The sequence below is a fragment of the Eubacterium sp. AM46-8 genome (assembly GCF_003466705.1).
In the GTDB taxonomy this organism is placed as follows: Bacteria; Bacillota; Clostridia; order Lachnospirales; family Lachnospiraceae; genus Lachnospira.
Genome location: NZ_QSEU01000010.1, coordinates 1 through 20,871 on the forward strand (window position 1 = coordinate 1; position 20,871 = coordinate 20,871).

General features: G+C 40.3%; 22 protein-coding genes. 20 read left to right on the top strand and 2 right to left on the bottom strand.

What is annotated here, in order from left to right; genetic code table 11:
• Window positions 1–277 precede the first annotated feature (277 nt).
• The 18 genes from DW963_RS07905 to DW963_RS07985 all read left to right on the top strand — a co-directional run bounded on the left by DW963_RS07905 (window position 278) and on the right by DW963_RS07985 (window position 16,157).
• Entirely contained in the window at window positions 278–1,765 is a 1,488-nt protein-coding gene (locus tag DW963_RS07905; RefSeq protein WP_117914882.1) for a hypothetical protein, read from the top strand.
• A gap of 22 nt (window positions 1,766–1,787) precedes the next feature.
• Window positions 1,788–1,910: a hypothetical protein gene (locus DW963_RS13660; RefSeq protein WP_286169193.1), complete on the top strand. Its 123-nt coding sequence runs from the start codon at window positions 1,788–1,790 to the stop codon at window positions 1,908–1,910.
• 72 nt (window positions 1,911–1,982) lie between these two features.
• Window positions 1,983–2,846, top strand: a complete 864-nt coding sequence (locus tag DW963_RS07910) for a leucine-rich repeat domain-containing protein (protein WP_117914884.1) — start codon at window positions 1,983–1,985, stop codon at window positions 2,844–2,846.
• A gap of 2 nt (window positions 2,847–2,848) precedes the next feature.
• Window positions 2,849–3,574: a hypothetical protein gene (locus DW963_RS07915; protein ID WP_117914886.1), complete on the top strand. Its 726-nt coding sequence runs from the start codon at window positions 2,849–2,851 to the stop codon at window positions 3,572–3,574.
• 2 nt (window positions 3,575–3,576) lie between these two features.
• Entirely contained in the window at window positions 3,577–3,843 is a 267-nt protein-coding gene (locus DW963_RS07920) for a PqqD family protein (protein ID WP_117914888.1), read from the top strand.
• On the top strand, window positions 3,833–4,300 hold the full coding sequence (locus tag DW963_RS07925) for a hypothetical protein (RefSeq protein WP_158568664.1): 468 nt from the start codon (window positions 3,833–3,835) through the stop codon (window positions 4,298–4,300). The genes DW963_RS07920 and DW963_RS07925 overlap by 11 nt, the downstream gene beginning before the upstream one ends.
• Complete coding sequence (locus tag DW963_RS07930) at window positions 4,273–5,973, top strand: ABC transporter ATP-binding protein (RefSeq protein WP_117914892.1); 1,701 nt, start codon at window positions 4,273–4,275, stop codon at window positions 5,971–5,973. Before DW963_RS07925 ends, DW963_RS07930 begins: the two co-directional genes overlap by 28 nt.
• A complete protein-coding gene (locus tag DW963_RS07935) occupies window positions 5,966–7,072 on the top strand; it encodes a nucleotidyltransferase domain-containing protein (RefSeq protein WP_158568666.1) in 1,107 nt (368 codons plus the stop codon). Before DW963_RS07930 ends, DW963_RS07935 begins: the two co-directional genes overlap by 8 nt.
• Window positions 7,073–7,087: 15 nt before the next feature.
• On the top strand, window positions 7,088–8,047 hold the full coding sequence (locus tag DW963_RS07940) for a 3-hydroxyacyl-CoA dehydrogenase (RefSeq protein ID WP_117914896.1): 960 nt from the start codon (window positions 7,088–7,090) through the stop codon (window positions 8,045–8,047).
• A gap of 38 nt (window positions 8,048–8,085) precedes the next feature.
• Window positions 8,086–8,712: a methylated-DNA--[protein]-cysteine S-methyltransferase gene (locus DW963_RS07945; protein WP_117914898.1), complete on the top strand. Its 627-nt coding sequence runs from the start codon at window positions 8,086–8,088 to the stop codon at window positions 8,710–8,712.
• A 565-nt stretch (window positions 8,713–9,277) separates the two neighbouring features.
• A complete protein-coding gene (locus DW963_RS07950) occupies window positions 9,278–9,469 on the top strand; it encodes a hypothetical protein (protein ID WP_117914900.1) in 192 nt (63 codons plus the stop codon).
• A complete protein-coding gene (locus DW963_RS07955) occupies window positions 9,462–10,550 on the top strand; it encodes an N-acetylmuramoyl-L-alanine amidase family protein (protein ID WP_117914902.1) in 1,089 nt (362 codons plus the stop codon). The genes DW963_RS07950 and DW963_RS07955 overlap by 8 nt, the downstream gene beginning before the upstream one ends.
• 330 nt (window positions 10,551–10,880) lie before the next feature.
• Window positions 10,881–11,645 carry an ATP-binding protein gene (locus tag DW963_RS07960; protein ID WP_117914904.1) on the top strand — a complete coding sequence of 255 codons (765 nt, stop codon included), beginning with the start codon at window positions 10,881–10,883 and terminating at the stop codon, window positions 11,643–11,645.
• Window positions 11,646–11,657: 12 nt separating this feature from the next.
• Window positions 11,658–12,851 carry a 2-hydroxyacyl-CoA dehydratase family protein gene (locus DW963_RS07965; RefSeq protein WP_117914906.1) on the top strand — a complete coding sequence of 398 codons (1,194 nt, stop codon included), beginning with the start codon at window positions 11,658–11,660 and terminating at the stop codon, window positions 12,849–12,851.
• 2 nt (window positions 12,852–12,853) lie between these two features.
• Window positions 12,854–14,392, top strand: coding sequence for a 2-hydroxyacyl-CoA dehydratase family protein (locus tag DW963_RS07970; RefSeq protein ID WP_117914908.1), 1,539 nt, complete (start codon window positions 12,854–12,856; stop codon window positions 14,390–14,392).
• Between the two features lie 41 nt (window positions 14,393–14,433).
• On the top strand, window positions 14,434–15,228 hold the full coding sequence (locus tag DW963_RS07975) for an acyl-CoA dehydratase activase (RefSeq protein ID WP_117915043.1): 795 nt from the start codon (window positions 14,434–14,436) through the stop codon (window positions 15,226–15,228).
• Window positions 15,225–15,422 carry a hypothetical protein gene (locus tag DW963_RS07980; protein ID WP_117914910.1) on the top strand — a complete coding sequence of 66 codons (198 nt, stop codon included), beginning with the start codon at window positions 15,225–15,227 and terminating at the stop codon, window positions 15,420–15,422. The genes DW963_RS07975 and DW963_RS07980 overlap by 4 nt, the downstream gene beginning before the upstream one ends.
• Before the next feature lie 21 nt (window positions 15,423–15,443).
• Complete coding sequence (locus DW963_RS07985; RefSeq protein WP_117914912.1) at window positions 15,444–16,157, top strand: carbon monoxide dehydrogenase; 714 nt, start codon at window positions 15,444–15,446, stop codon at window positions 16,155–16,157.
• A gap of 69 nt (window positions 16,158–16,226) precedes the next feature.
• Here the strand turns inward: DW963_RS07985 and DW963_RS07990 are convergent, their stop codons facing one another.
• Together DW963_RS07990 and bsh are read right to left on the bottom strand one after the other, a co-directional pair.
• The gene (locus DW963_RS07990) at window positions 16,227–17,708 is read right to left on the bottom strand and encodes an AAA family ATPase (protein ID WP_117914914.1); all 1,482 of its coding nucleotides are present in this window, start codon (window positions 17,706–17,708) and stop codon (window positions 16,227–16,229) included.
• An 89-nt stretch (window positions 17,709–17,797) separates the two neighbouring features.
• Complete coding sequence (gene bsh, locus DW963_RS07995; protein ID WP_117914916.1) at window positions 17,798–18,793, bottom strand: choloylglycine hydrolase; 996 nt, start codon at window positions 18,791–18,793, stop codon at window positions 17,798–17,800.
• A gap of 223 nt (window positions 18,794–19,016) precedes the next feature.
• On the opposite strand from bsh, the gene DW963_RS08000 reads away from it, so the two are divergent.
• Both DW963_RS08000 and DW963_RS08005 read left to right on the top strand, forming a co-directional pair.
• Entirely contained in the window at window positions 19,017–20,465 is a 1,449-nt protein-coding gene (locus DW963_RS08000; protein ID WP_117914918.1) for an APC family permease, read from the top strand.
• Entirely contained in the window at window positions 20,466–20,864 is a 399-nt protein-coding gene (locus DW963_RS08005; RefSeq protein ID WP_055287732.1) for a Rid family hydrolase, read from the top strand.
• Window positions 20,865–20,871: the final 7 nt, after the last annotated feature.

Consider the following 20,871-nt stretch of genomic DNA (forward strand, 5'->3'; position numbering starts at 1 on the left):
ATGTATGTCATATAGCTTAAGACAATGCATGCTTAAGACCAATGCACCTGATAAAAGAACAGTTATGCAAAATAACGACAGGCAAAACACAGAAATGTACAATATGTGAAAACTGCACAAAAAAAAAAAAAACTTGTTCACTTGTTGCAAATTGCACAATAACCAATTGACTGTAAATGTTTAAAATAGTAATATATCCATGAGTGTTGAGGCACCGCAAAATGTAATGAAACTTCAACATTCTACTCAATGATAAAATAATTTTAGGAGGGAAATTATGAAAAAAAGAATATTCGCAGGAGCGCTTGCTCTTCTGATGATAATAGGTCTCCTGCCAGTAAGTAGTATGGTTAAGAAACCGATGGAGGTAAAGGCGGAACAGAAAGAATATAGCTTTAATCCAGAAAATGGAAAATCATATGTTTCAGAAAATAAAGTGGGAACAGATGGATTCTTTAAAATAGTTGGTTCGCCAGACCCAGTTAAAGTAGATAAAAGTAATTCTGGTTCTACCGATCCTGTTTATAAAATTGGTTCTAATAGTGTTGGAATTAAATTTACTATACCCAAAGAAGCTACAGCAGAGGTTAGCATAACATGGACGTCATCTAACGCAAAAGGTACAATAAGAATAATCAATAGCGAAACTAGCGAAGAAATCGCTGCCCAAACAGTTACTACTATCAAAACAATGCAAACGAATACGTTTAATGTTAATACAGCCGGTACATATGAGATATTAAGGAAGTCAAATACATTATATGTTTCCGAAATTAAAGTAAAAGTGACAACAGCAGCCACAACTCCTTCATATAAAGTATCTGTAGTTGATTCTGAAAGTACAGAGACTATATCTCCAAAAGATGTTAACGAAGGTGAAACGTTTGAATATACTGCAGTTGGAACAGGAGATGTATATTGGATAAATTCTAATGGAATTCTCGTTTCAACAACAGCTAAATTAAGTATTCCAGTATATTATTCAGATACATATACTGCTGTATATGGCAAAACAGGTAATAAAGTAACATATTACACACCATATGGTGGAGAATTAGCAACATATTATGCTGATGATAACTTTACAGTACCAGAAGTACCAACTCGTTATGGCTATAAGGCTACAGGTTGGGACAAAGATATTGATTCTGTAAAGGAAGCACTTAAAAGTGGAAATGTAGAAGTAAGACCTGTATATGACAATGATACAAGTCTTACATATAGCATAACAGTTGACACATCAGCTATTGATGGTGCAACTCCTAAGGCTGAAAATGTAGAAGTAAATAAAGAAGTTAAAGCATCCGTTACATCAGATGATTTTGCATATTGGTCAGATGAAAATGGTAATGTATTAAGCTATAATTCAACATATTATTTCCTTGCTAATAGAAATGTAACTGTTAAGGCTGTAAAGAAGAGTGACTCAGGTGTAGAGAAAACAGGAGTTGTAACATATATTGGTTATGAGTCTAAGACAATTATCTTCGAGTATACTGTACCAGATACATATACAATGAAATTTGCAGGTGTATTAGCATCTACTAATAAGGCTAATGTTGAGAGTGCAACTGTTGATAATCGTCCAGCCGGTGTATATAAACTTGGAGCAGATGAAGCAAAATGCAGTAGTTATAAGACTTTCAGATATACATTAAAGAATAATGGCACTGATACATGGTATGCTAGACCAGTGCTTACATATAGTGATGACAGTGGTGTAGAACATACAATAGTTGGAACAACAGTGTATGAAATGAATTAAAAAGTAGAGGAGTATTATTGAGATGAAAGAGAAATACGAAGATATGTTATGTGATATAGTTGTATTGGAAACAGCGGATGTTATTGTTACATCAGGTCGTGTTGGAACATACGATGATGTATTACCAAATGGTCCATCAGCATAATAATTAAGGGCGGGATTTTTTCCCGCCTTTCTTTTTACACACTACAATATTAAGAAAAGTGAGCAACGAACAATGAAGAAGATATTAAGAAGTATATTAGTATGTGCGGCTATGATTATTACATTTGGCTGGAATACTAATTGTGTTAAGGCGGAAGATAATATAGAGATATACAATGGTGTTAAGTACAGGGTTAATAATGAACAGAAATGGGCTTCTGTGTGTGGTTATTCAGGTGATGCAGAGGATTTGGAGATTCCATTCATGGTAGGAAGAGGAATTATTGTTTCACAGATAGATGATCATGCATTTGACGGATGCTCAAGTGTTAAGATTCTTACAATTCCGGATACTATTGTTAAAGTTGGAGATATGTCATTTATCGGTATGGATAATCTGCAGGCTGTTATATCTACAGCACGAGGAATTAATATTGTTGTAAGAGACAATGTAAAGATTGTGAAAGACAGAAACCAGCTTGATAATAGCGATAATAATAATGGCGATAGTAATAATGGCGGAAGCAGTGATAACAACAATAATTCATCTAATAATACATCATCTGATAGTGGACAGGGTAATTCAGGGGTGAATAATACACCAGATGGAACAGGTAATAACGGCAATGGTTCAATAGGAACAGGCGGTGCCATAATTAATTCAGATGAGAATGTTATAATAGATTCTTCTAATGGTACTGTAATCGAAGAAAATATTGATAAGAATGTAGCAGATGGAAGCACAGTTGTAGGAAGTAATGATAATTCCAAGTCTGATAATAAGGTGACTAAGTCAGAGGATAATGTAAAGAATAAGACTACTAAGTCAGCCAAGCGTTCACAGGCTCCTAAGATTATCGCATACATAGTATGCATAATAGCCATAATAGCGATTGCGGCAGGTGCATTTATATTAATTAAGAAGAGAAGAAGATAATTATGTTTACGATTCGGATAGCTGATACTTGTATTCAGATTAATGAAAGATACCAATATATAAAGCAATATTGCAGGAATTACATAGTTGATGATGTTACACCTGAGATGGTTATTGAAGTGAGTGATGAAGAGATTAATGCTGAACAGAGTGACGAGTATGTGTGCTCTCCGGATTATCTAGAGACGCTTGCTGTATATAGAAAGATATGTGAACGTCTTGTTGATAAAGGAATTATTCTTGTACATTCATCTGTGCTTATGATTAATGGTGAGGCTGTTATGTTCCTTGCTCCGAGTGGAACGGGAAAGTCAACTCACACAAGATTGTGGCGTCAGGTGTATGGAGACAGGGTGACAATGATTAATGATGACAAGCCGCTTGTCAGTGTAAGAACGGATGACAGTGGAGTGCATGTTAATGTATACGGAACACCATGGTGTGGCAAGCATGGAATTGAGAATAATATATCTGCGCCGGTTAAGGCATTATTCCTGCTTAAGAGAAATGAGACTAATGTAGCGAGAAAACTTACTATACATGAAGCATTTCCATATGTGTTCAATCAGACGTATCGTCCGGATAATGCGGAGCTTATGAGAAAGACACTTATATTATCAAGAACAATGGCTGAGAATGTCGGCTTGTTTGAACTTGGATGTAACATGCAGGAAGAAGCTGCACATGTAGCTTACAGGGTAGCATATGGAGAAGAAGGAGAGAATTGACCATGAAACTGAAATCAGGAATTGTTATGGAAAAGACTGGTGATGAGTATATTGTAGTTGCCACAGGAGAGGCAGCCAAGTCTTTTAATGGAATTATAAGAAATAATAAGACAGCTAATTTCGTATTTGAACAGTTGAAGGAAGATAAGACAGAGGAAGAACTGGTTGATGCACTTCTTGAGCGATATGATGTGAGCAGGGAAAAGGCACAGGCAGATGTTAAGGCTTTAGTTGCTAAAATAAGAGAGGCTGGACTTATTGATGGATAGGGAAAAGCTCAAACCACTGTTCAAAGACGGACATTATTATAGTGTTCCAAGAGGCGTGAGCATGTGGCCGTTGATTAAGACACCGGATTGCGTGGTTCACATTGTTCCAGTTGACAGGAAACTGAAAAGATATGATGTTGCGTTATATCACAGAGAAAGCACAGATCAGTATGTTCTTCACCGTATTCTTAAAGTAGAGGATGATTACTACATTTTTTATGGAGATAACTGCTGGCGTAAGGAGATTATTCCTAAGGATACGGTTGTCGGCATAGCTACTAAGTATTACCGCAAAGGTCGATGGATTGATGCTGATGATATACGTCTTAAGATATATGCACATATATGGTGCGATGCGCTACCGGTGCGTCGTGCAATTCTGAGATTGAGAGATGAAGCTAAGAAAGTATTAAGAAGAGTTAGAAAATTATGGACAAAGAACAGAAGCTCCAATTAAAGAAGATAGTTAAGAATCCAGCCATGAGCTGGATTTTTGGCGTGTCAGGGAAGTTAAAGCTGGGAGTGCTGCTTCTTGTGCTGCTTAATTCAGCAATATCAATAAGTGCGGTGGCATTTGCACTTGTGCTGAGGGAAGCAATCGACGGGGCAGTTTCTGGCAATAAGATGGTATTCCTCAAGTTCGTTATCATACTTGGACTTATTATGGTTGGGCAGATTGCCGCGAGAGGGGTAATAAGATTCTTAGATGAGTATGTACGTTCAGGCATGGAAAATGTTATTAAAACACGACTCTATGAAACTATTCTGTCAAGAAAATACAGTGCTATTACAGCGTATCACACAGGAGAACTGCTGAACAGAATTACTAATGATGCGGTTGTTGTGGCAGATGGGTTCGTGCAGATTATTCCAGGAATTATTGCAATGCTTGTTAAGCTGGCCGGCGCGGCGGCGGTGCTTTTCGTGCTGGATTACAGATTTTCTGTGATATTCTTTGCCGGAGGTGGACTTGTGCTTATATTCACAACACTGTTTCGCCGTGTTATGAAAAAGCTTCACAAGGATGTGCAGGCGGCTGATGGTGTGCTTCGTTCTTATCTGTCTGAGAATCTTGGAAGCCTTATGGTTCTTAAGACATTTGGCGCAGAAAGAAAAAGCATAGATACTTCTAAACAGTACATGGATAAGCACAGATTCATGCGTATGAAGAGAAATAAATTCTCTAATATATGTAATGTCGGTTTCGGACTTGTTATGAATGGCGGCTATATATTCGGTCTGTGCTGGTGCAGCTTCGGAATTCTGCATGGAAGTATTACTTACGGAACGCTGTCGGCAGTACTTCAGCTTGTTGACCAGTTGTGGGCGCCGCTTGCTAATATGACCGGTTATCTGCCAAAGTTCTATGGTATGCTCTCAAGTGCGGAGCGCTGCATGGAGCTTGAGACTCTTGAGGAAGAGCACGTTGAGAGCCAGTTTAGCAGGGATTATTGCAGAGAGCTTTATAAAGACATGACAGCGATTGAATGTAAGAATATTACTTTCAGATATGAGGACGACATTATTCTTGAAAATGCTGATATATCTATTGGCAAGGGTGAGCTCATAACGATTATGGGTAACTCGGGTGCTGGCAAGAGTACGCTTCTTAAGCTCCTTCTTGCTATATATGAGCCTGAAAAGGGGACACTTGAGATTAAGACTGAAAAGGAAAGTTATGCACTGACCGAAAAATACCGCAAGATGTTCGCATATGTGCCGCAGGGCAATTTCCTTATGTCCGGCAATGTTACGAGTGCTATAGCTTCTCTTGATGATACCAGTGCTGATGTTGATATGGACAAGGTGAAGGCAGTTGCGCATATTGCATGTGCAGACACATTTGTAGAAAAATTAGAGCATGGATATGACACGCTTATCGGTGAGCGTGGAATGGGTATCTCGGAGGGACAGGCACAGCGTCTTGCTATTGCGAGGGCTTTGTATACGGACGCTCCTGTGTTGCTGCTTGACGAGGCAACTTCGGCTCTTGATGAGCAGATTGAGAAGAAGGTGCTTAAGAATATAAGGGAACTTACGGATAAGACGGTTATTATTGTATCACACAGAAAAGCTGTGCTTGAGGTATGTGACCGCTGCGTGGTATTGGAGGATAAACATTTTGAATAATGGAGAGTATCTTATCGGGCTTCTTGCAAATGTTGTGGCTGGCAAGCCGGTGCCTGAGCCTGACGATAATATTGACCTGTTAAAGGTGTATGAGATTGCTGAAAAACACAGTGTGCAGACAACAGCTTATTATGGTATTAAGAAGCTGCAATGCGCGATTCCTTCTGAGATTTTAAGTAAATGGGAAGAAGCGCACCTGCGCGGGTTGTCTGTAAGCATACGTTTTAAGGCAGAGCTGAATAATGTGTGTGATGTATTCACTAAGGAGAAGCTTGTGCATATGCCGCTTAAGGGCAGCATAATTAAGAATATGTATCCATCGACTGATATGAGAAGCATGTCGGATATGGATATTCTTATTAAGCGTGAGGACGCGAAGAAGGTGCATGATATTCTTATCGGGATGGGATATACATGCGATATGTATGATATAAGCCATCAGGATGTGTATTTCAAAGACCCTATATATAATATTGAGATTCATACAAGTCTGTTTGATGATGGTGACGGGGTGACTTTCTACCGCGAATATGATAATATTCTGGATAGGACGGTTACTGTGGATAATGAGTACGCACGCCTGATGACGGATGAAGATTTCTATGTGTATAATGTTGCACATTTTGCAAAGCATTTTCAGCTCGGCGGCTCAGGAATCCGCTCGGTTATGGATATGTATATTATGAAGAAGTCGCTGACTGGTATGGATATGGGTTACGTTAATGCGGAATTTTCAAAGCTTGGACTTACTGAGTTCTATACTAAGGCATCGAAGCTGGTTGACTACTGGTTCGGAGATGGAGAACTTACCGCTGATGTTAAGGATATGGCGGATTATATTCTTTCAAGTGGAACTTATGGCAATCTGTATAATGCATATACGAATCAGCTTGAGAAAAAGGGCAGATTCAGAATGTTCATGTACAACGCATTTCCACCGCTTAATAAGATGCTGTATACATTTCCATTTCTGAAGAAAGTACCGTGGCTGCTGCCATTCTGCTGGATTGCAAGGTGGTTTTATGCGATATTTACTAAGCCGAAGAATGTTGTTACTAAGGTGAAGATGTTCGCGAGGGTTAGTAAGGATGTTGAATAAGAGAAAGGGGAACTTATGAAGTATTCTAATGTTGTTGTTGCCGGAGGCGGAGTGCTGGGGAGTCAGATTGCTTTTCAGGCAGCATATTGTGGGTTTAATGTAACTATATGGTTAAGAAGCGAGGGTTCTATCGGAAGAACCCAGCCTAAGATTGACCATCTAAAGCAGACTTATATTGATGCTATTGAGAAGATGGCAGAGGATAAGAATGCATGGTGCGCAGGACTTGCAGATGAAGATACATTTGACAAGGAAGAGTGCCTTAAGAAGGTTGAGAATGCATATGCTAATCTCAAGCTTGAACTTGATATGGCTAAGGCTGTTGCTGATGCAGACCTTGTGATTGAGTCTATGGCTGAGAATGAAAAGGATAAGATTGCTTTCTATGAAAAGCTTTCACCACTTCTTCCAGAAAAGACTGTGATTGTAACTAATTCATCGACACTTCTTCCATCAATGTTTGCAAAATATACTGGAAGACCAGACAAATATCTGTCATTACATTTTGCTAATTCTATATGGAAGAATAACACTGCTGAGGTTATGACACAGGCTCAGACTGATGAGAAGTATTTTAACGAAGTTATGCAGTTTGCTAACGATATACGAATGATTGGACTTCCTGTAAGAAAGGAAAAGAGCGGATATCTGCTTAATTCTATGCTGGTTCCGTTCCTTCTTAGCGGACTTGACCTGTATGCTGCAGGTGTGTCTGATCCTGAAAGCATTGACATTGCATGGACAAGAGGAACAGGAGCTCCTAAGGGACCTTTCCAGATATTTGATACAGTAGGACTTAATACTGCATACAATATTGTTCACCAGTATCAGAGTGTTCCGGGAATATTCTCACCGCTTCTTAAGAAGATGATGATGCCATATAATTTCAAGAAGATGGAGGCTATTCTCAAGAAGTATATTGATGAGGGAAAGCTTGGAATGTCTACAGGAGAAGGTTTCTACAAATATAATTAAGCTTATATTAACAAATGTTATGAAGGACTGGTAATAACATGACGACTAGGGAAGAAGCACTTGCATATGGACTTTCTTTTCCAGATACTTATCAGGAAGCACCTTTTCATGATGAGAACTGGCAGCTTGTAAGAGTTAAAGGATGTAAGAAAGTATTTTTATGGACATACGAGCGTAATGGATATATTAATCTTAATGTGAAGGTTTCACCTGAGTGGCGCGACCTATGGCGGAGTACATATTCATCGGTGATTGCGGGCTGGCATCAGAATAAAGAACACTGGAATACTATTATTCTTGATGGAACTATTCCTGATGAAGATATCAGACGCATGATTGCAGAAAGTTATGACCTTGTATCTGACAGTCCGACAAAGAGGATATACGAAGCTGTCAGGAAGATTCCGAGAGGACAGGTTGCAACTTATGGACAGATTGCGCAGCTTGCAGGTGATAAGAAGATGGCGCGCGCAGTTGGCAATGCTCTTCACAAGAATCCAGACCCGTCAGGAATTCCATGTTACAGGGTAGTCAATTCCAAAGGGGAACTTGCCGGTGAATTCGCATTTGGCGGAGCCGGAAAGCAGGCAGAGCTGCTTATGGCGGATGGAATAGAGGTTGTTAATGGCAGGGTTAATCTGGATAAGTATGGGATGAAGATATGATTAAAATAGTTTGGTATCTGTCATATATTGAAGATACCAAACTATTTTTATGTAGATTATTTAATTATCAGAACCCTGTCTGTATCACCGGTAAATACAGCAACACGGTCGTGCTTCTCTTTCTGTCCTGATATAAGTGTGGCGGAATGGACTTGGAAGTGGTGTGAGACACGGAGAAAGTCCAAACGGAGCGCTAAAGTGTGGCGGATTGGACCTTGAAGCGGAGTAGAGGCAGGCGGAAGTCCAAACGAAGTGTAAAAGTGTGGCGGATTGGACTTTGAAGTGGTCAGACAGTGGGAAAAAGTCCAAACGGAGTGAGGGAAAGTGGTGGATTGGACCTTGAAGCTGCGGGAAGGCAAGTAGAAGTCCAAAAGTGGTAAGGGAGTGAAGAAAATTGGACGTCTGGGTGATGGAGAGGCTTATGAAAGTCTAAACAGAGCAATGCTGGTAGCAACATACCGGCATTGCTTTTTAGTTTGTAGATTTAGTTTGTAAACCATAACTGTATAGCATATTTTACCCAAATGTTTTATAATAAAAATAATTATCAGAAACGGAGATTATTATGTGGAAGATAAAACAGATATTTGATGGGGATTATGGGTGTGAAGAGCTGGCAGAAGGTCAGTCACCTAAGGTTTCTGTTACACTTGTTAATGAGAGTGGACAGAAGAAGTATGTATATGTAGAAGATAAGTGGCTTGTAGACAGCGGGCTTGATGAAGGTTCTGTATGGCCGGAGGATATAGATGAGTAAAGTGACAAGAATCATATCAGTAAACATGATGTTAACTGTATTATCAGCCATTATACTGGTGGGGTGTGGCAACAGACATTCTGATAAAACAGGATTGAATAAATCGGACATTACAGAGTCTTTAAGCCAGACATTGGAATCAGAGAAAGATTCACAGATGAATTCCCGAAGTGAAGATAATACTGATACAGAGATAAAGGATGCAGAGATAACTGATGCAGAAGCAGAAGATTCTGGACAAGCAGACAGTGAAGATGGCAGTCAGGAAGAAACGAGCAATCCATATATAGCAGCAAGAGAGCCATATACAGGAGTTCCGGTATATGAAGATATGGAACACATTTATATGAATACAACATGGGAATATGCGGATCATTCGGCGATAAGCGATGGTTATGCTGTTCTATATAAAGCGGCAGGTGAGAGAAAGAATATTATAGTTGGCGTTAATGCAGGCCATGGGACAGCAGGTGGTTCGTCCGTGAGAACATTGTGCCATCCGGACGGTTCACCTAAGAGTACCGGTGGAAGTACGGCGGCGGGAGCAACAACAGCAACGGCTGTATCAGGAGGCATGACATTCTATGATGGAACATCAGAAAGTGAAGTTACATTTAGAATGGCGCAGATTCTAAGAGACAGGCTTCTTTCACAGGGGTATGATGTGCTGATGGTAAGGGACGATGCAGATGTACAGCTTGATAATGTAGCGAGGACTGTGATATGCAACAATGTTGCGGACTGCCATATATCGCTGCATTGGGATGGAGACGGACTTAGTTATGACAAAGGCTGTTTCTATATCGCGGTTCCGGATGCGATTAAAGATATGGAGCCGGTTGCCACACACTGGCAGCAGCACAATGCACTTGGAGCATCGCTTGTTAATGGGCTTGGTGATGTGGGTATGAAGATACATGGTTCAGGAAGTATGGCAATAGATCTTACGCAGACATCATATAGCACAATTCCATCTGTAGATATGGAGCTTGGAAATGCAAGCTCAGATCATAGTGATGAGACACTCGAAAATATAGCGGATGGTCTGATGGCGGGCATCAATGCGTATTACGGGTATTGAGAAACCACTAAAGGGATGAGCTGACGTGGCGGAATGGACGTTGAAGCGGCGGAAAGACAGGCCAAAGTCCAAAAGGGATTCGTAAGAACGGCAGATTGGACGTTAAAGCGGTGGGAAGGCAAGCCAAAGTCCAAAAGGGGTGAGCACAGAGCCGAGATTGGACGTTGAAGCGGCGGGAAGGCACGAGGAAGTCCAAAAAGAGCGAGCCAGAGCCGCGGATTGGACGTTAAAGCGGCGGGAAGACACGAAGAAGTCCAAAAAGAGCAAGTCAGGAAAAGTTAATATAACAAAACCACATAAAGAGAACAATAATGGATAAGGAGAACAATAATGGATAAGAAAACACAGATTATAGCAGTAGCAGGAAAAGGAGGGGTCGGTAAGACTTCTTTAGCGGGAGTTATTGTAAAGCTTCTTGTTGAGGCACACCCAGATAAGAAGATACTTGCGATTGACGCTGACCCGGCTGTAGGACTTTCTACAGTGCTTAATGTTGAAGTGGAAAAGACTATAGATGATATAAGAAAAGAAGTAATCAAGAATGTTGAAGACGGAGATACCAAGACTGCTGTGGAGTTACTTGGAGAAGCCAAGTATGAGATAATGGATGCAGTTGTTGAACAGGATGGATATGCATTTATTGCAATAGGAAGACCTGAGACAGCGGGCTGTTACTGCAAGATTAATTCATATCTTAAAGAAGTTATCACAATGCTTTCAGATAAGTTTGATTATGTTGTAATTGATGGAGAAGCAGGAATAGAGCAGATTAACAGAAGAGTTATGGAGAAGGTTACGCATCTGCTGCTTGTTACTGACGCAAGCAAGAAGGGATGCCAGGTTGTGCAGACAATCAAGAAAGTTGCAGATGAGCTTGTGATGTATGACAGAATCGGAGTTATCGCTAACAGAATACCGGATATGGAGGTTGCGAAGCTTATGGATATCGGCGACCTTGAACTGCTTTCAGTAATACAGAGCGATTCCAAGCTTGCGCAGGCAGATGTGCTTGGTGAAAACGTATTCAATCTTCCTGATGATGCAATTATTGTTGAGGGTGCAAAGAAAGCCCTTGTTAATATGGGAATATTGTAAGAGGAGGCAAATGTGAAGGATTTAGCTAATCTGTATTATTTTGAGAAGCTTTTGGAGGACGTGAATAACGACCTTGTAAGGCAGGCACAGGCTAAAGGTGATATTGCAATCGGTGCAGTCTGTTTTCAGATACCGGAGCCGCTTATTAATCTGCCGGGTAGCTTTTCGGTAAGGCTGCGTGCACCCCGTACAGGTTCTATTGAGATGGGTACATATTACATGAGCAGTATGCTATGCGAGGGATGTCGTGCGATATTAGAGAGAGCAATTGAGGGCGGATTTAACTTTCTTGACTGTATAATTGCGCCGGATGCATGTGCGCAGATGAACAGGTGCGTAGAGAATATTGAGAGACAGCACCTTATAGAGAAGGAAAAATTCTTTGTGGAATATTCAGATGTTCCGATGAAGAATGATGAGACCGCGTTAAGACATTTTGTTAAGCAGATGAAGCTGCATGTGCTTGAACCGCTTAATAATACATATGGAATAGACATATCAGATGATGCACTTAGAAAGTCAGTAGAATTGCAGAATAAGATAAGCCGGCTTATAAGAAGCATCGGTGATTACAGAAAAGAAGATAATCCAAGAATTACTGGGTATGAATTCGCTGTTCTGTGTCTTGCAACCTACTGCTGCCCGAAAGAGGCACTTATAGAAAAGCTCGAAGAAACACTTGAGGAGCTTAAGACACGTGAACCTGATAAAAAATGTAATTACAGGGCAAGGGTCGTAATGGTTGGTTCAGAGATTGATAACCCTGAGCTTATAAAGCTTGCTGAGGAGGCAGGTGCACTGGTTGTGGCTGACAGATTCTGTTTTGGTTCACTTCCGGGAAGAGATGAGATTATTCTTAACGATACAGAGGATGTTCTTACACAGATATGCAGACAGTATATGAAGTGGGGACAGTGTCCAAGATTCATGAATACAGAAAAGATTATTGAGAGACAGGAGTATGTTGACGCAATAGCTAAGGAGTATAAGGCGGATGGTCTTATATATCAGCAGATTAAATTCTGTGATTACTGGGGCTATGAGAGGGCTTCGGCATTCCATGTCATGAAAGAAAAATACGGCTATCCGGTTCTTTCAATTGACAGACCTTATGCTGTCGGAACTTCAGGACAGTTAAGAACGAGAATACAGGCATTTGTTGAGAGTCTTGAGATTAAGCGTATCAATGCAGGAAGGAAATTATAAATATGTCTAAGAATATAGGAAGCGAGCCGCTCGGCAGATTCTATACAGGAAAAAAGCCGAAGAGAAGAAGAGAATGGCGCGGATTGAAGGATACATGGTATGACTATGTAAGGTGGCTAGGATACTGGAAGACTTTAATCACATTTATAATAAAACCTAATAACATGAAGGGATTCTTCAGATACCGCTGGATGATTAATTATCTTGCACTGCCTGATTTTATGGACAGGCATACAGAGGGCATGAGAGGAACTCAGCTTAGAATGGCGCATCAGGCACTGGGACTTATCGTTACTGATATATGCGGGATGCTTGGACAGATATTTAAGGCAGACCCGGCTATCGGCAATGATAAGAAGCTAAACAGCAAGATTGTCCTTTTTGATGAAAATATGATGAGTACCCTGATGGGAGGTTTTCCTAACCTTACATGGCTATCAGTGGAAGTCCCTGCCGTGTATACAAGCTCAATGATGTCACAGGATGGAGTGAGCTATTATGTTGATGTTACACATCAGTATGGTGTTCCGTCAGATGTCTGTCCTATGCCGGCGGCTGAGCTTGGCGTTGCACTGGCTGATGATTTCCCACTTATAGGCTGTTGTGCGGTGCAGTGTAATACGACATGTGACGGAAGCCTTATGGGTAACGGGATTGAAGCAAGGTCATTTAAGATTCCTACATTTCAGCTTGCTGTGCCAATAAGACACAGACAGGAAAGTGTACAGGAGTATGCGGCAGAAGAGGTTGTCAATGCAATTCATTTCATAGAGGGACAGACTGGAGAGAAGTTCGACTGGGATGCATTCTTTAAGAGTATGAAGCGGTTTAATGCAGAGACAGAGGAATTCTTAGAGTGGATGGAGATTTCCAAGACAGATTATCCGCAGGTTATGGGCGTAACGCTTGCACTCTACAGATATGGTGTATATCAGGCTGCAGGTGGAAGAAATCAGGCATTCCTTGATATGGATAAAAAGCTTACAAAGATGGCACTTGATGCATATAAGAATAAAGAGATGGCGGCGAAGGAGTACCGCCACAGAGCCATGACATGGGGCGTTCAGGCTGCATATTATACGGCACTCCCAATCTGGCTTCTTAACTGCTGGGGTGTTGTAACTATTGCAGATATGTTAAGTATGGTGTCTACAGAGATGGTCAACACAGAGGATAAGCACCAGGCAATGTTAGACCTTGCATATCTGTATGAGAACATGATTATGAGAAACCGCTCTAACGGCGGTTATGAGACAGGCGTAGAGGCACTCTGGCGTTTCTGCGAAATGTTTAATATTGATATAGTAATCATGTATGTTCATATGGGCTGCAAATCAATGTCAGGATATCATGGTCTATTTGAAGAAGAAGCGAGAAAACATGGAATACATTTAATATGGGTAACGCACAATCTTATGTGTCCTGAGGATGGAACAAGAAGAGACATGAGAACGGAGATTAACAGATACATGAGAACTGTTTTCAGGGAAGAGCCGCTTGACCCGTCACTTGAGGATTTTGACGATTCTAAGAGCTGGTAAGAAGTGTGTATGCTGCATACGTGGCAGGAAAGGATAGCAGAATGAAATATTTCGGTGGTTGTGACGCAGGAAGTACATATACCAAATGCGTAATTATAGATGAGAATGGAAAAATCGCATCTGCGGTTACTAAGAGAAGCAGGATTAATCCTGTGCTTAGTGCGAAGGATGCGCTTGACGAGGCTGTAAGCCAGGTTGACGGTTTAAACAGCGCAGAGGAGCTTACATATCTGATTGGTACGGGTTACGGAAGAAATAAAGTACCGTTTGCAGATGAGAATATATCAGAGATAAGCTGTCATGCTATGGGAGTTCATGTGACTGACCCATCGGTTAAGGCGATTATTGATATCGGCGGTCAGGATGTTAAGGGAATTGCGATTGACACTGATGGAACTGTGCTTAATTTTGCGATGAATGACAAATGTGCAGCAGGAACGGGAAGATTTTTTGAATCAATGGCAAGAGCATTTGAGATGTCTTTAGATGAATTTTCTAATCTGTCTCTTACAGCGAAGAACGTGATTCCAATAACAGCACAGTGCGCGGTATTTGCAGAGAGTGAGGTTATTTCGTTAGTAGGTGAGGGTAAGCCTATGGAGGAGATAGCGGCAGGAATACAGTTATCGGTTGCTAAGAGATGCTTTGTCATGGCTAAGAAAGCAGGTGCGGCTGACAGCGTTACACTTACAGGTGGATGTGCCAAGAATGAAGGCTTGAAGAAAGCAATAGAAAAGGTGCTTAAGATTAATGTAGTTGACCTTCCGACAGACCCACAGCTTATGGGAGCATTAGGTGCTGCAGAATATGCAAGACAGAAGGGAAGTAACGTATGATAGTATTAAAAGTGCTGGCTATTATTGCAATCGTGCTCGTTGCATTGTTTCTTCTGACTCTTGTTATATATTTCTTTAATCTGGATATGAAATTTGCAGCAGCATTAATCAAGCCGCTTACTGCGTATTATAACTGGTCAAAGAACAGGCGTGAGACAAAGAAAAAGAAAGAACAGGATACACATAAAGAATAACAGGAAGGGCAGAAACAGCCGATGGATATATATGATGGTGACATAAGAAAGCTTATATCAATGCTTGAAAGCCATGGAGTAAAGAGACTTCCATCACAGAAAGAATGGGAGATGACTGAGAAGGAGAATCTTATCCTTAAAAGCGAGACGGCTTATGAGCTTGGCGGTGGAAGCAGTCAGGCAGTAAGTGCCATTGCATTTACACAGGATAAAGAGCTTGTGCCGGAGGATGCAGTGTATCTCGTTGGAGATGACCTGTGTAATATCAGGAATGATATCTCATATGCAAGAATTACTGTAATCAGGCTGGACAGTGAATATATTAAGAATCATGATGACAATGCGCTGTATGCTTCAATGAGAGCGACTGATTATGTAAGATACCATGCATTTCCTAAAGGATATATGATGAGAATATCAGCTGTCAGGGAAAGAGAACCAGTGAGAGTGAGTAAAGAAGCGGTTTCACATGGGATTAACTTTGCAGCAGTAGGGCTGGGACTTATCAATGCCTACAGGAAGCGCCCGGAGGTTGAGGCTGTAAGCATATATTTTGTTACTGGGCAGGATATTGATTACACATTTTTAAAAAGTGAAGCACACAGATGTGAACAGATAACAGATTCGCTGAATCACATATTTAACGGTCTTACAATGGATTGTTCAACTTGCTCAAGCAGGGAATTGTGCGATGAAATAGATGGACTCAGGGAGCTGCATAAGAAGCAGTTGTAGCTGGCTCTGTCGAAATATGACAAAAAGAAAAGCGGAGAGATTAAGAAGTCTCTCCGCTTTTATGATGTTTTATCTGAAAAGTGATTTAACCATATCAGCATTATAAGAAATGCTTGTTGCATGTTCTACTTCAATCAAGTATAAAGCGTGTGCAGCGAGGTGTTCGGCGGCCTGTTCAAGATCTCTGATACCTGTGGTATCTTTGCAGTAATCAAGAACGGCTTCAAGTCCGTCATCAAGCACTAAGCACTCATCCTCGTGAAGTCCGATTCTTTTAAGAACCTTAGGGAGTGAATATTTAAGGAATATTGTCTTCTTTTCTTCTCTTGTGTAATCAGGAATATCAATTACTGCAAATCTTGAAAGAAGCGGTGCACTTATCTTATCCTTATCATTAGCTGTGGCGATAGGATATACGCCTGAGGTTGGGATAAGACACTCCATATAATTGTCTGTGAATCCAAGGTTATCAAGGAGTGTAAGGAGTACGTCAGCAGGGTTGGCGTTACCATTGCTTGAAGTAGCCTTATCAAGCTCGTTGATGATGAATACAAGATTAGATTCACCAGCCATGTTAAATGATTCCATAATAATACCAGGTTTGGCATTAGAGTATATTCTTGAGCTTCCTGTAAGCTGTTCAGCATCATTAATTGAACTCATATCAAGAGTTGTCCAAGGCATCTTAAGAATCTTGGCAACAAGGTAGGCAATCTGCGATTTACCTGTTCCGGCAGGACCTACAAGAAGGATACCATATGCAGGAAGAGTGTGAGTTCTGTTAATCTGAATAACAGTCTCGATAATTCTCTGCTTAACACTCTCCATACCGAAAAGCTCTTCATCAAGAATTCTTCTTGCTTCCACAGGGTCAATTGATTCGAAGTAATTGCTCTTCCATTTAATATTAAGCATGATAGAAAGTGCTCTCTGTGCATGTCTTTTCTCTTCAGGAGTTACCTCGCTTGAACGGGCAACAACAAGATTGCGTCTTGCCCATAAGCGGATATTCTCAGGGAGCGTGCTTCCTGCACAGTTAAGAAAATCTGATATGCTTGTAAGGCTTGTAAGCTTCATATCATCAGCAGATTCATCAGGTTCTTCACTATTGTCTTCTGCAATGGCGCTGCTCTCTAATAATCTCTCAATCATAAACTGAAGGAAACCGTCTTCAGCGGATAACTTGTTACCATTGCCAAATGCAACCTCCTGAATCCTGAATACATTATATCCTTCAGATGAGTTAGCACCTGTAAGCTTTACTTTAACTCTGTTTTCGCCAAGCCATTTGATAAGGCTTGTAAATCTTGAATCAATCTTTAAGATGTTACTTGTGAAAGATTCACCATCAATCTGGAAATCAAATGCAGTCTTTTTATAAGGGTTAGTGAATAAACCATAAGAAGTCTCATCCCACTGCTTTTCTGCATTATCAAGAACAAGAATAGGATTCTCAGGGCAAGCTACAGGGTTGTCAGATTTAAAAGTTGTATAGGTACACTCAAAACCGGCAGAGCTGCCAGAATTGGCATTAGCGTCATAAACTAACATATATTCCTCTTTCTGTGCTTTAAACACTTGTAATAATCTATCATATAATAACATATTCTGGGAAGTTGGCAAGGAGAGGATTGAATATATTAATTAACAGCCCTTATCGCGCCATCAGTAATAAGTGGATATCGAACCAGCTTATCACCGTCAAGGTTCTCCTTATGCATATCAACAGCACATATCTGATGGTTGTCATATGATGTGTAATAATATATGCCTTTAGTTGTATTGCAGCAGCAGGTATATATTGTTATCTCGTATTTGTCATCGTCTAGCTGGCAGCAGCCACGCTGCTGGTCTACGCTGCCTAATATATGAAAGAACTGGCTTACGCTTGATTTCTCATCGTCACCTGAAACAGAATTCATCTTAGTAAAAGCAACTTTTACGAATCTTGACTGAGATGACAGATCCCCAGGAAGTCCGAGTGCACCCATACCACGGCTGTATCTGTTGAATTCAAGTCTGTCTGAGAAATTGCTCTCAGGCTGTTTTGCAGACAGACCCATGTAATTGTTAAGATTAAACATCTGTATGTTAAATGGCGGATTATTAGTAAGCACCCCTACAGGATTATCATATATATGAAGTCCGTCTGACATGGATTCAACAGTTATGCAGTTTTCCTTATCAGCAATAATCCAGTGAAGATTAGCACATGGAAACATATCATTAAACTGAGTGTTGGTAAGATTAATAAACTGGAGTCTTTCTTTGGCTTCGTCAACTGTTGCACACTGCGATAATATCCACGGAATGAATTCGAAAACGGCAACATTTTCAATATTACTCTCTCCGTTAAGGCCTCTTAGGTCCGGTTCGTTGTAAGTTGCATTGCCAACAAAATTAAGTCCTGCCATGCCAAGACCTTTTTCGTTAAATGCTTCATAATATAAAGGATAATCGTCAGCGACATGTGCCATTCCAATCATCGCATAGTGGTTATTCCTGACGCCCATAAATCTGAAATTAATAGGATAATTTCTAGGTGTGACAGTCAACTCATCACCATAAGAAAATTCATAATCCAGTGTTCTTCCCATATAGAAATCTTTAGTTTTATAAGTAGCTGCTGTACACATAAGCCCTCCTTTACGTCTTGTATTATAGTAATATTCTGATTATTTATTAAGAAATAATACATTACAGTTCTTTTTTTTACAATACAATTTCATGAAAACCCTGTAGTATCCATATCATAAACTTAATAAATCAAAGACAAAGGCGTCGTACATCTGGTGTGCGGCGCCTTTATTGTTTATTTTGTTAATAATTAATCATGCAAAAAGGAAGGGAGCTGGTTTTATGAAGAAAAAGTTAGGATTAGGAAGTGGCGTGGCAATATGCGTAGGACTTATTGTTGCCACAAGCTGTCTTGTTTCTTTAGGAACAGGAATGGGTTCGATAGGGCGATGGTTTATCATTCCGCTATTTGCAGTAATGGTGCTGAACTGGTTTATTGGAATATCATTTGCAGAACTGAATGGACTTATGCCAAGAGTTCAGGGAGGTACAGGACAGTATCTTCTGGCTGGTATGGGACCACTTCCATCATTAATTGGTAATCTGTCAGCCTATGTAATTACAGAAATATTAAGCATGACAGCAGAGATTACACTTTGCGGACTTGTTTTAAAAGGTCTGTTTCTGCCACATGTAGATAACAGGATAATATCAATTATAATAATGGCATTATTTCTCGTGATTAATCTTTTTGGTGTAGATATATTTTCAAAAGTACAGAACATAGTAGTATTCCTTCTTATCGGTTCAATGGTGCTTATCGGATTAATAGGTGTATGTAAATTAGGAATAAGCTCAAATGTTGTTGATTATGCAACAAATGCACCAACATTTGAACAGATAGGCGGATTTAAGGGACTTTGCTCATATGCCGCACTTGCATTCTGGCTGTTTATAGGTGTTGAGTTTATTATTCCGGTAGCAAAGGATTTGAAGAATCCAAGAAGAGATGTACTTCTTTCTATGACAATAGGTCTGGTTTTACTGTTTTTTGTACAGAGCATTCTTGGTATAGGAATGACTAACTATGTAAGCCTTGATATTCTTGCCAATGACCCTGCAGGTACTCCTCATATGACATACGCTACTAACCTTTTAGGCAATGCAGGACGTATATGGATGGGAATTATAACCATACTTGCAGCAGCTTCGACAATTAATACGGTATATGCTTCTGTTTCAAGAATTGTACAGGGTATGGGCGAGGAAGGCATGATGCCATCAGTATTTGCTAAGACAAACAAGAGAGGTGCAGCATGGGTCGGACTTGTAGTGCTATTTGTATTCGTTGCAGGAATAATCGCTTCAGGACTTGGGGCAACAGAGGGTGTAAGTTTCCTGTTATTGTCAGGTTCATGCTTCTGGTTATTAACATACTGCCTTGTACATGTAACAGTGCTTATACTCAGGAAGAGAAATCCTGAATATCCAAGAAAAAAGTGGCTTGCATTAGGTGGAATACCTCAGATAATAGGTATTCTTGGAAATGTATACATGATATGGAATATATCAACAGGAGATACCAGAATTAAGATATTTGAGTTGTGTGGAGTTTTATTTGCCGGACTTGTAGTCTATTCAATAATCTGGGTATGTGGAGTTATGAAAGCAAGCCCATTCCAGCCGGTACCGGTTGAAGTGATAAATGATGCTTCTGTCAAGTTCAATGAACTTGTAAAGAAGGAAAATGAAGAAAAGGCACTTGCAGGTGCAGAAGGAGAGGTAAACTAAATGGCAGAGAAGAGAGTAAATTATTCATCAGGAGCTCCATTAGAAGAGAAAGTAGGATATAGCAGAATGGTAAAGGTTGGTGACCATATATATGTTGGTGGAACAACATCGGTACAGCCGGATGGTACAGTGTATGGGGAAAATGCCTATGAGCAGACCAGATATGTACTTGAGAAGCAGGTAAAGCTTATTGAACAGGCTGGTGCAGGTGTTGGAGATGTTATTAAAGTAGATGTGTTTGCTGTAGATATGAAAATGTGTGCAGATATATCAAGGGCATATTCAGAGATATTTCATGATATCAGACCATTATGCACAGTTGTTGGAACACCTGCACTTAACAGACCGACACAGTTTGTGGAGATAATGATGGAAGCAGTCATAGGCTGCGGATTATAGAGGAGGA

Coding starts and splice junctions, on each gene's coding strand:
- DW963_RS07905 (WP_117914882.1), top strand. CDS start 278: ATGAAAAAAAGAATATTCGCAGGAGCGCTTGCTCTTCTGATGATAATA.
- DW963_RS13660 (WP_286169193.1), top strand. CDS start 1,788: ATGAAAGAGAAATACGAAGATATGTTATGTGATATAGTTGTATTGGAA.
- DW963_RS07910 (WP_117914884.1), top strand. CDS start 1,983: ATGAAGAAGATATTAAGAAGTATATTAGTATGTGCGGCTATGATTATT.
- DW963_RS07915 (WP_117914886.1), top strand. CDS start 2,849: ATGTTTACGATTCGGATAGCTGATACTTGTATTCAGATTAATGAAAGA.
- DW963_RS07920 (WP_117914888.1), top strand. CDS start 3,577: ATGAAACTGAAATCAGGAATTGTTATGGAAAAGACTGGTGATGAGTAT.
- DW963_RS07930 (WP_117914892.1), top strand. CDS start 4,273: ATGGACAAAGAACAGAAGCTCCAATTAAAGAAGATAGTTAAGAATCCA.
- DW963_RS07940 (WP_117914896.1), top strand. CDS start 7,088: ATGAAGTATTCTAATGTTGTTGTTGCCGGAGGCGGAGTGCTGGGGAGT.
- DW963_RS07945 (WP_117914898.1), top strand. CDS start 8,086: ATGACGACTAGGGAAGAAGCACTTGCATATGGACTTTCTTTTCCAGAT.
- DW963_RS07950 (WP_117914900.1), top strand. CDS start 9,278: ATGTGGAAGATAAAACAGATATTTGATGGGGATTATGGGTGTGAAGAG.
- DW963_RS07955 (WP_117914902.1), top strand. CDS start 9,462: ATGAGTAAAGTGACAAGAATCATATCAGTAAACATGATGTTAACTGTA.
- DW963_RS07960 (WP_117914904.1), top strand. CDS start 10,881: ATGGATAAGAAAACACAGATTATAGCAGTAGCAGGAAAAGGAGGGGTC.
- DW963_RS07970 (WP_117914908.1), top strand. CDS start 12,854: ATGTCTAAGAATATAGGAAGCGAGCCGCTCGGCAGATTCTATACAGGA.
- DW963_RS07975 (WP_117915043.1), top strand. CDS start 14,434: ATGAAATATTTCGGTGGTTGTGACGCAGGAAGTACATATACCAAATGC.
- DW963_RS07980 (WP_117914910.1), top strand. CDS start 15,225: ATGATAGTATTAAAAGTGCTGGCTATTATTGCAATCGTGCTCGTTGCA.
- DW963_RS07985 (WP_117914912.1), top strand. CDS start 15,444: ATGGATATATATGATGGTGACATAAGAAAGCTTATATCAATGCTTGAA.
- DW963_RS07990 (WP_117914914.1), bottom strand. CDS start 17,708: ATGTTAGTTTATGACGCTAATGCCAATTCTGGCAGCTCTGCCGGTTTT.
- bsh (WP_117914916.1), bottom strand. CDS start 18,793: ATGTGTACAGCAGCTACTTATAAAACTAAAGATTTCTATATGGGAAGA.
- DW963_RS08000 (WP_117914918.1), top strand. CDS start 19,017: ATGAAGAAAAAGTTAGGATTAGGAAGTGGCGTGGCAATATGCGTAGGA.
- DW963_RS08005 (WP_055287732.1), top strand. CDS start 20,466: ATGGCAGAGAAGAGAGTAAATTATTCATCAGGAGCTCCATTAGAAGAG.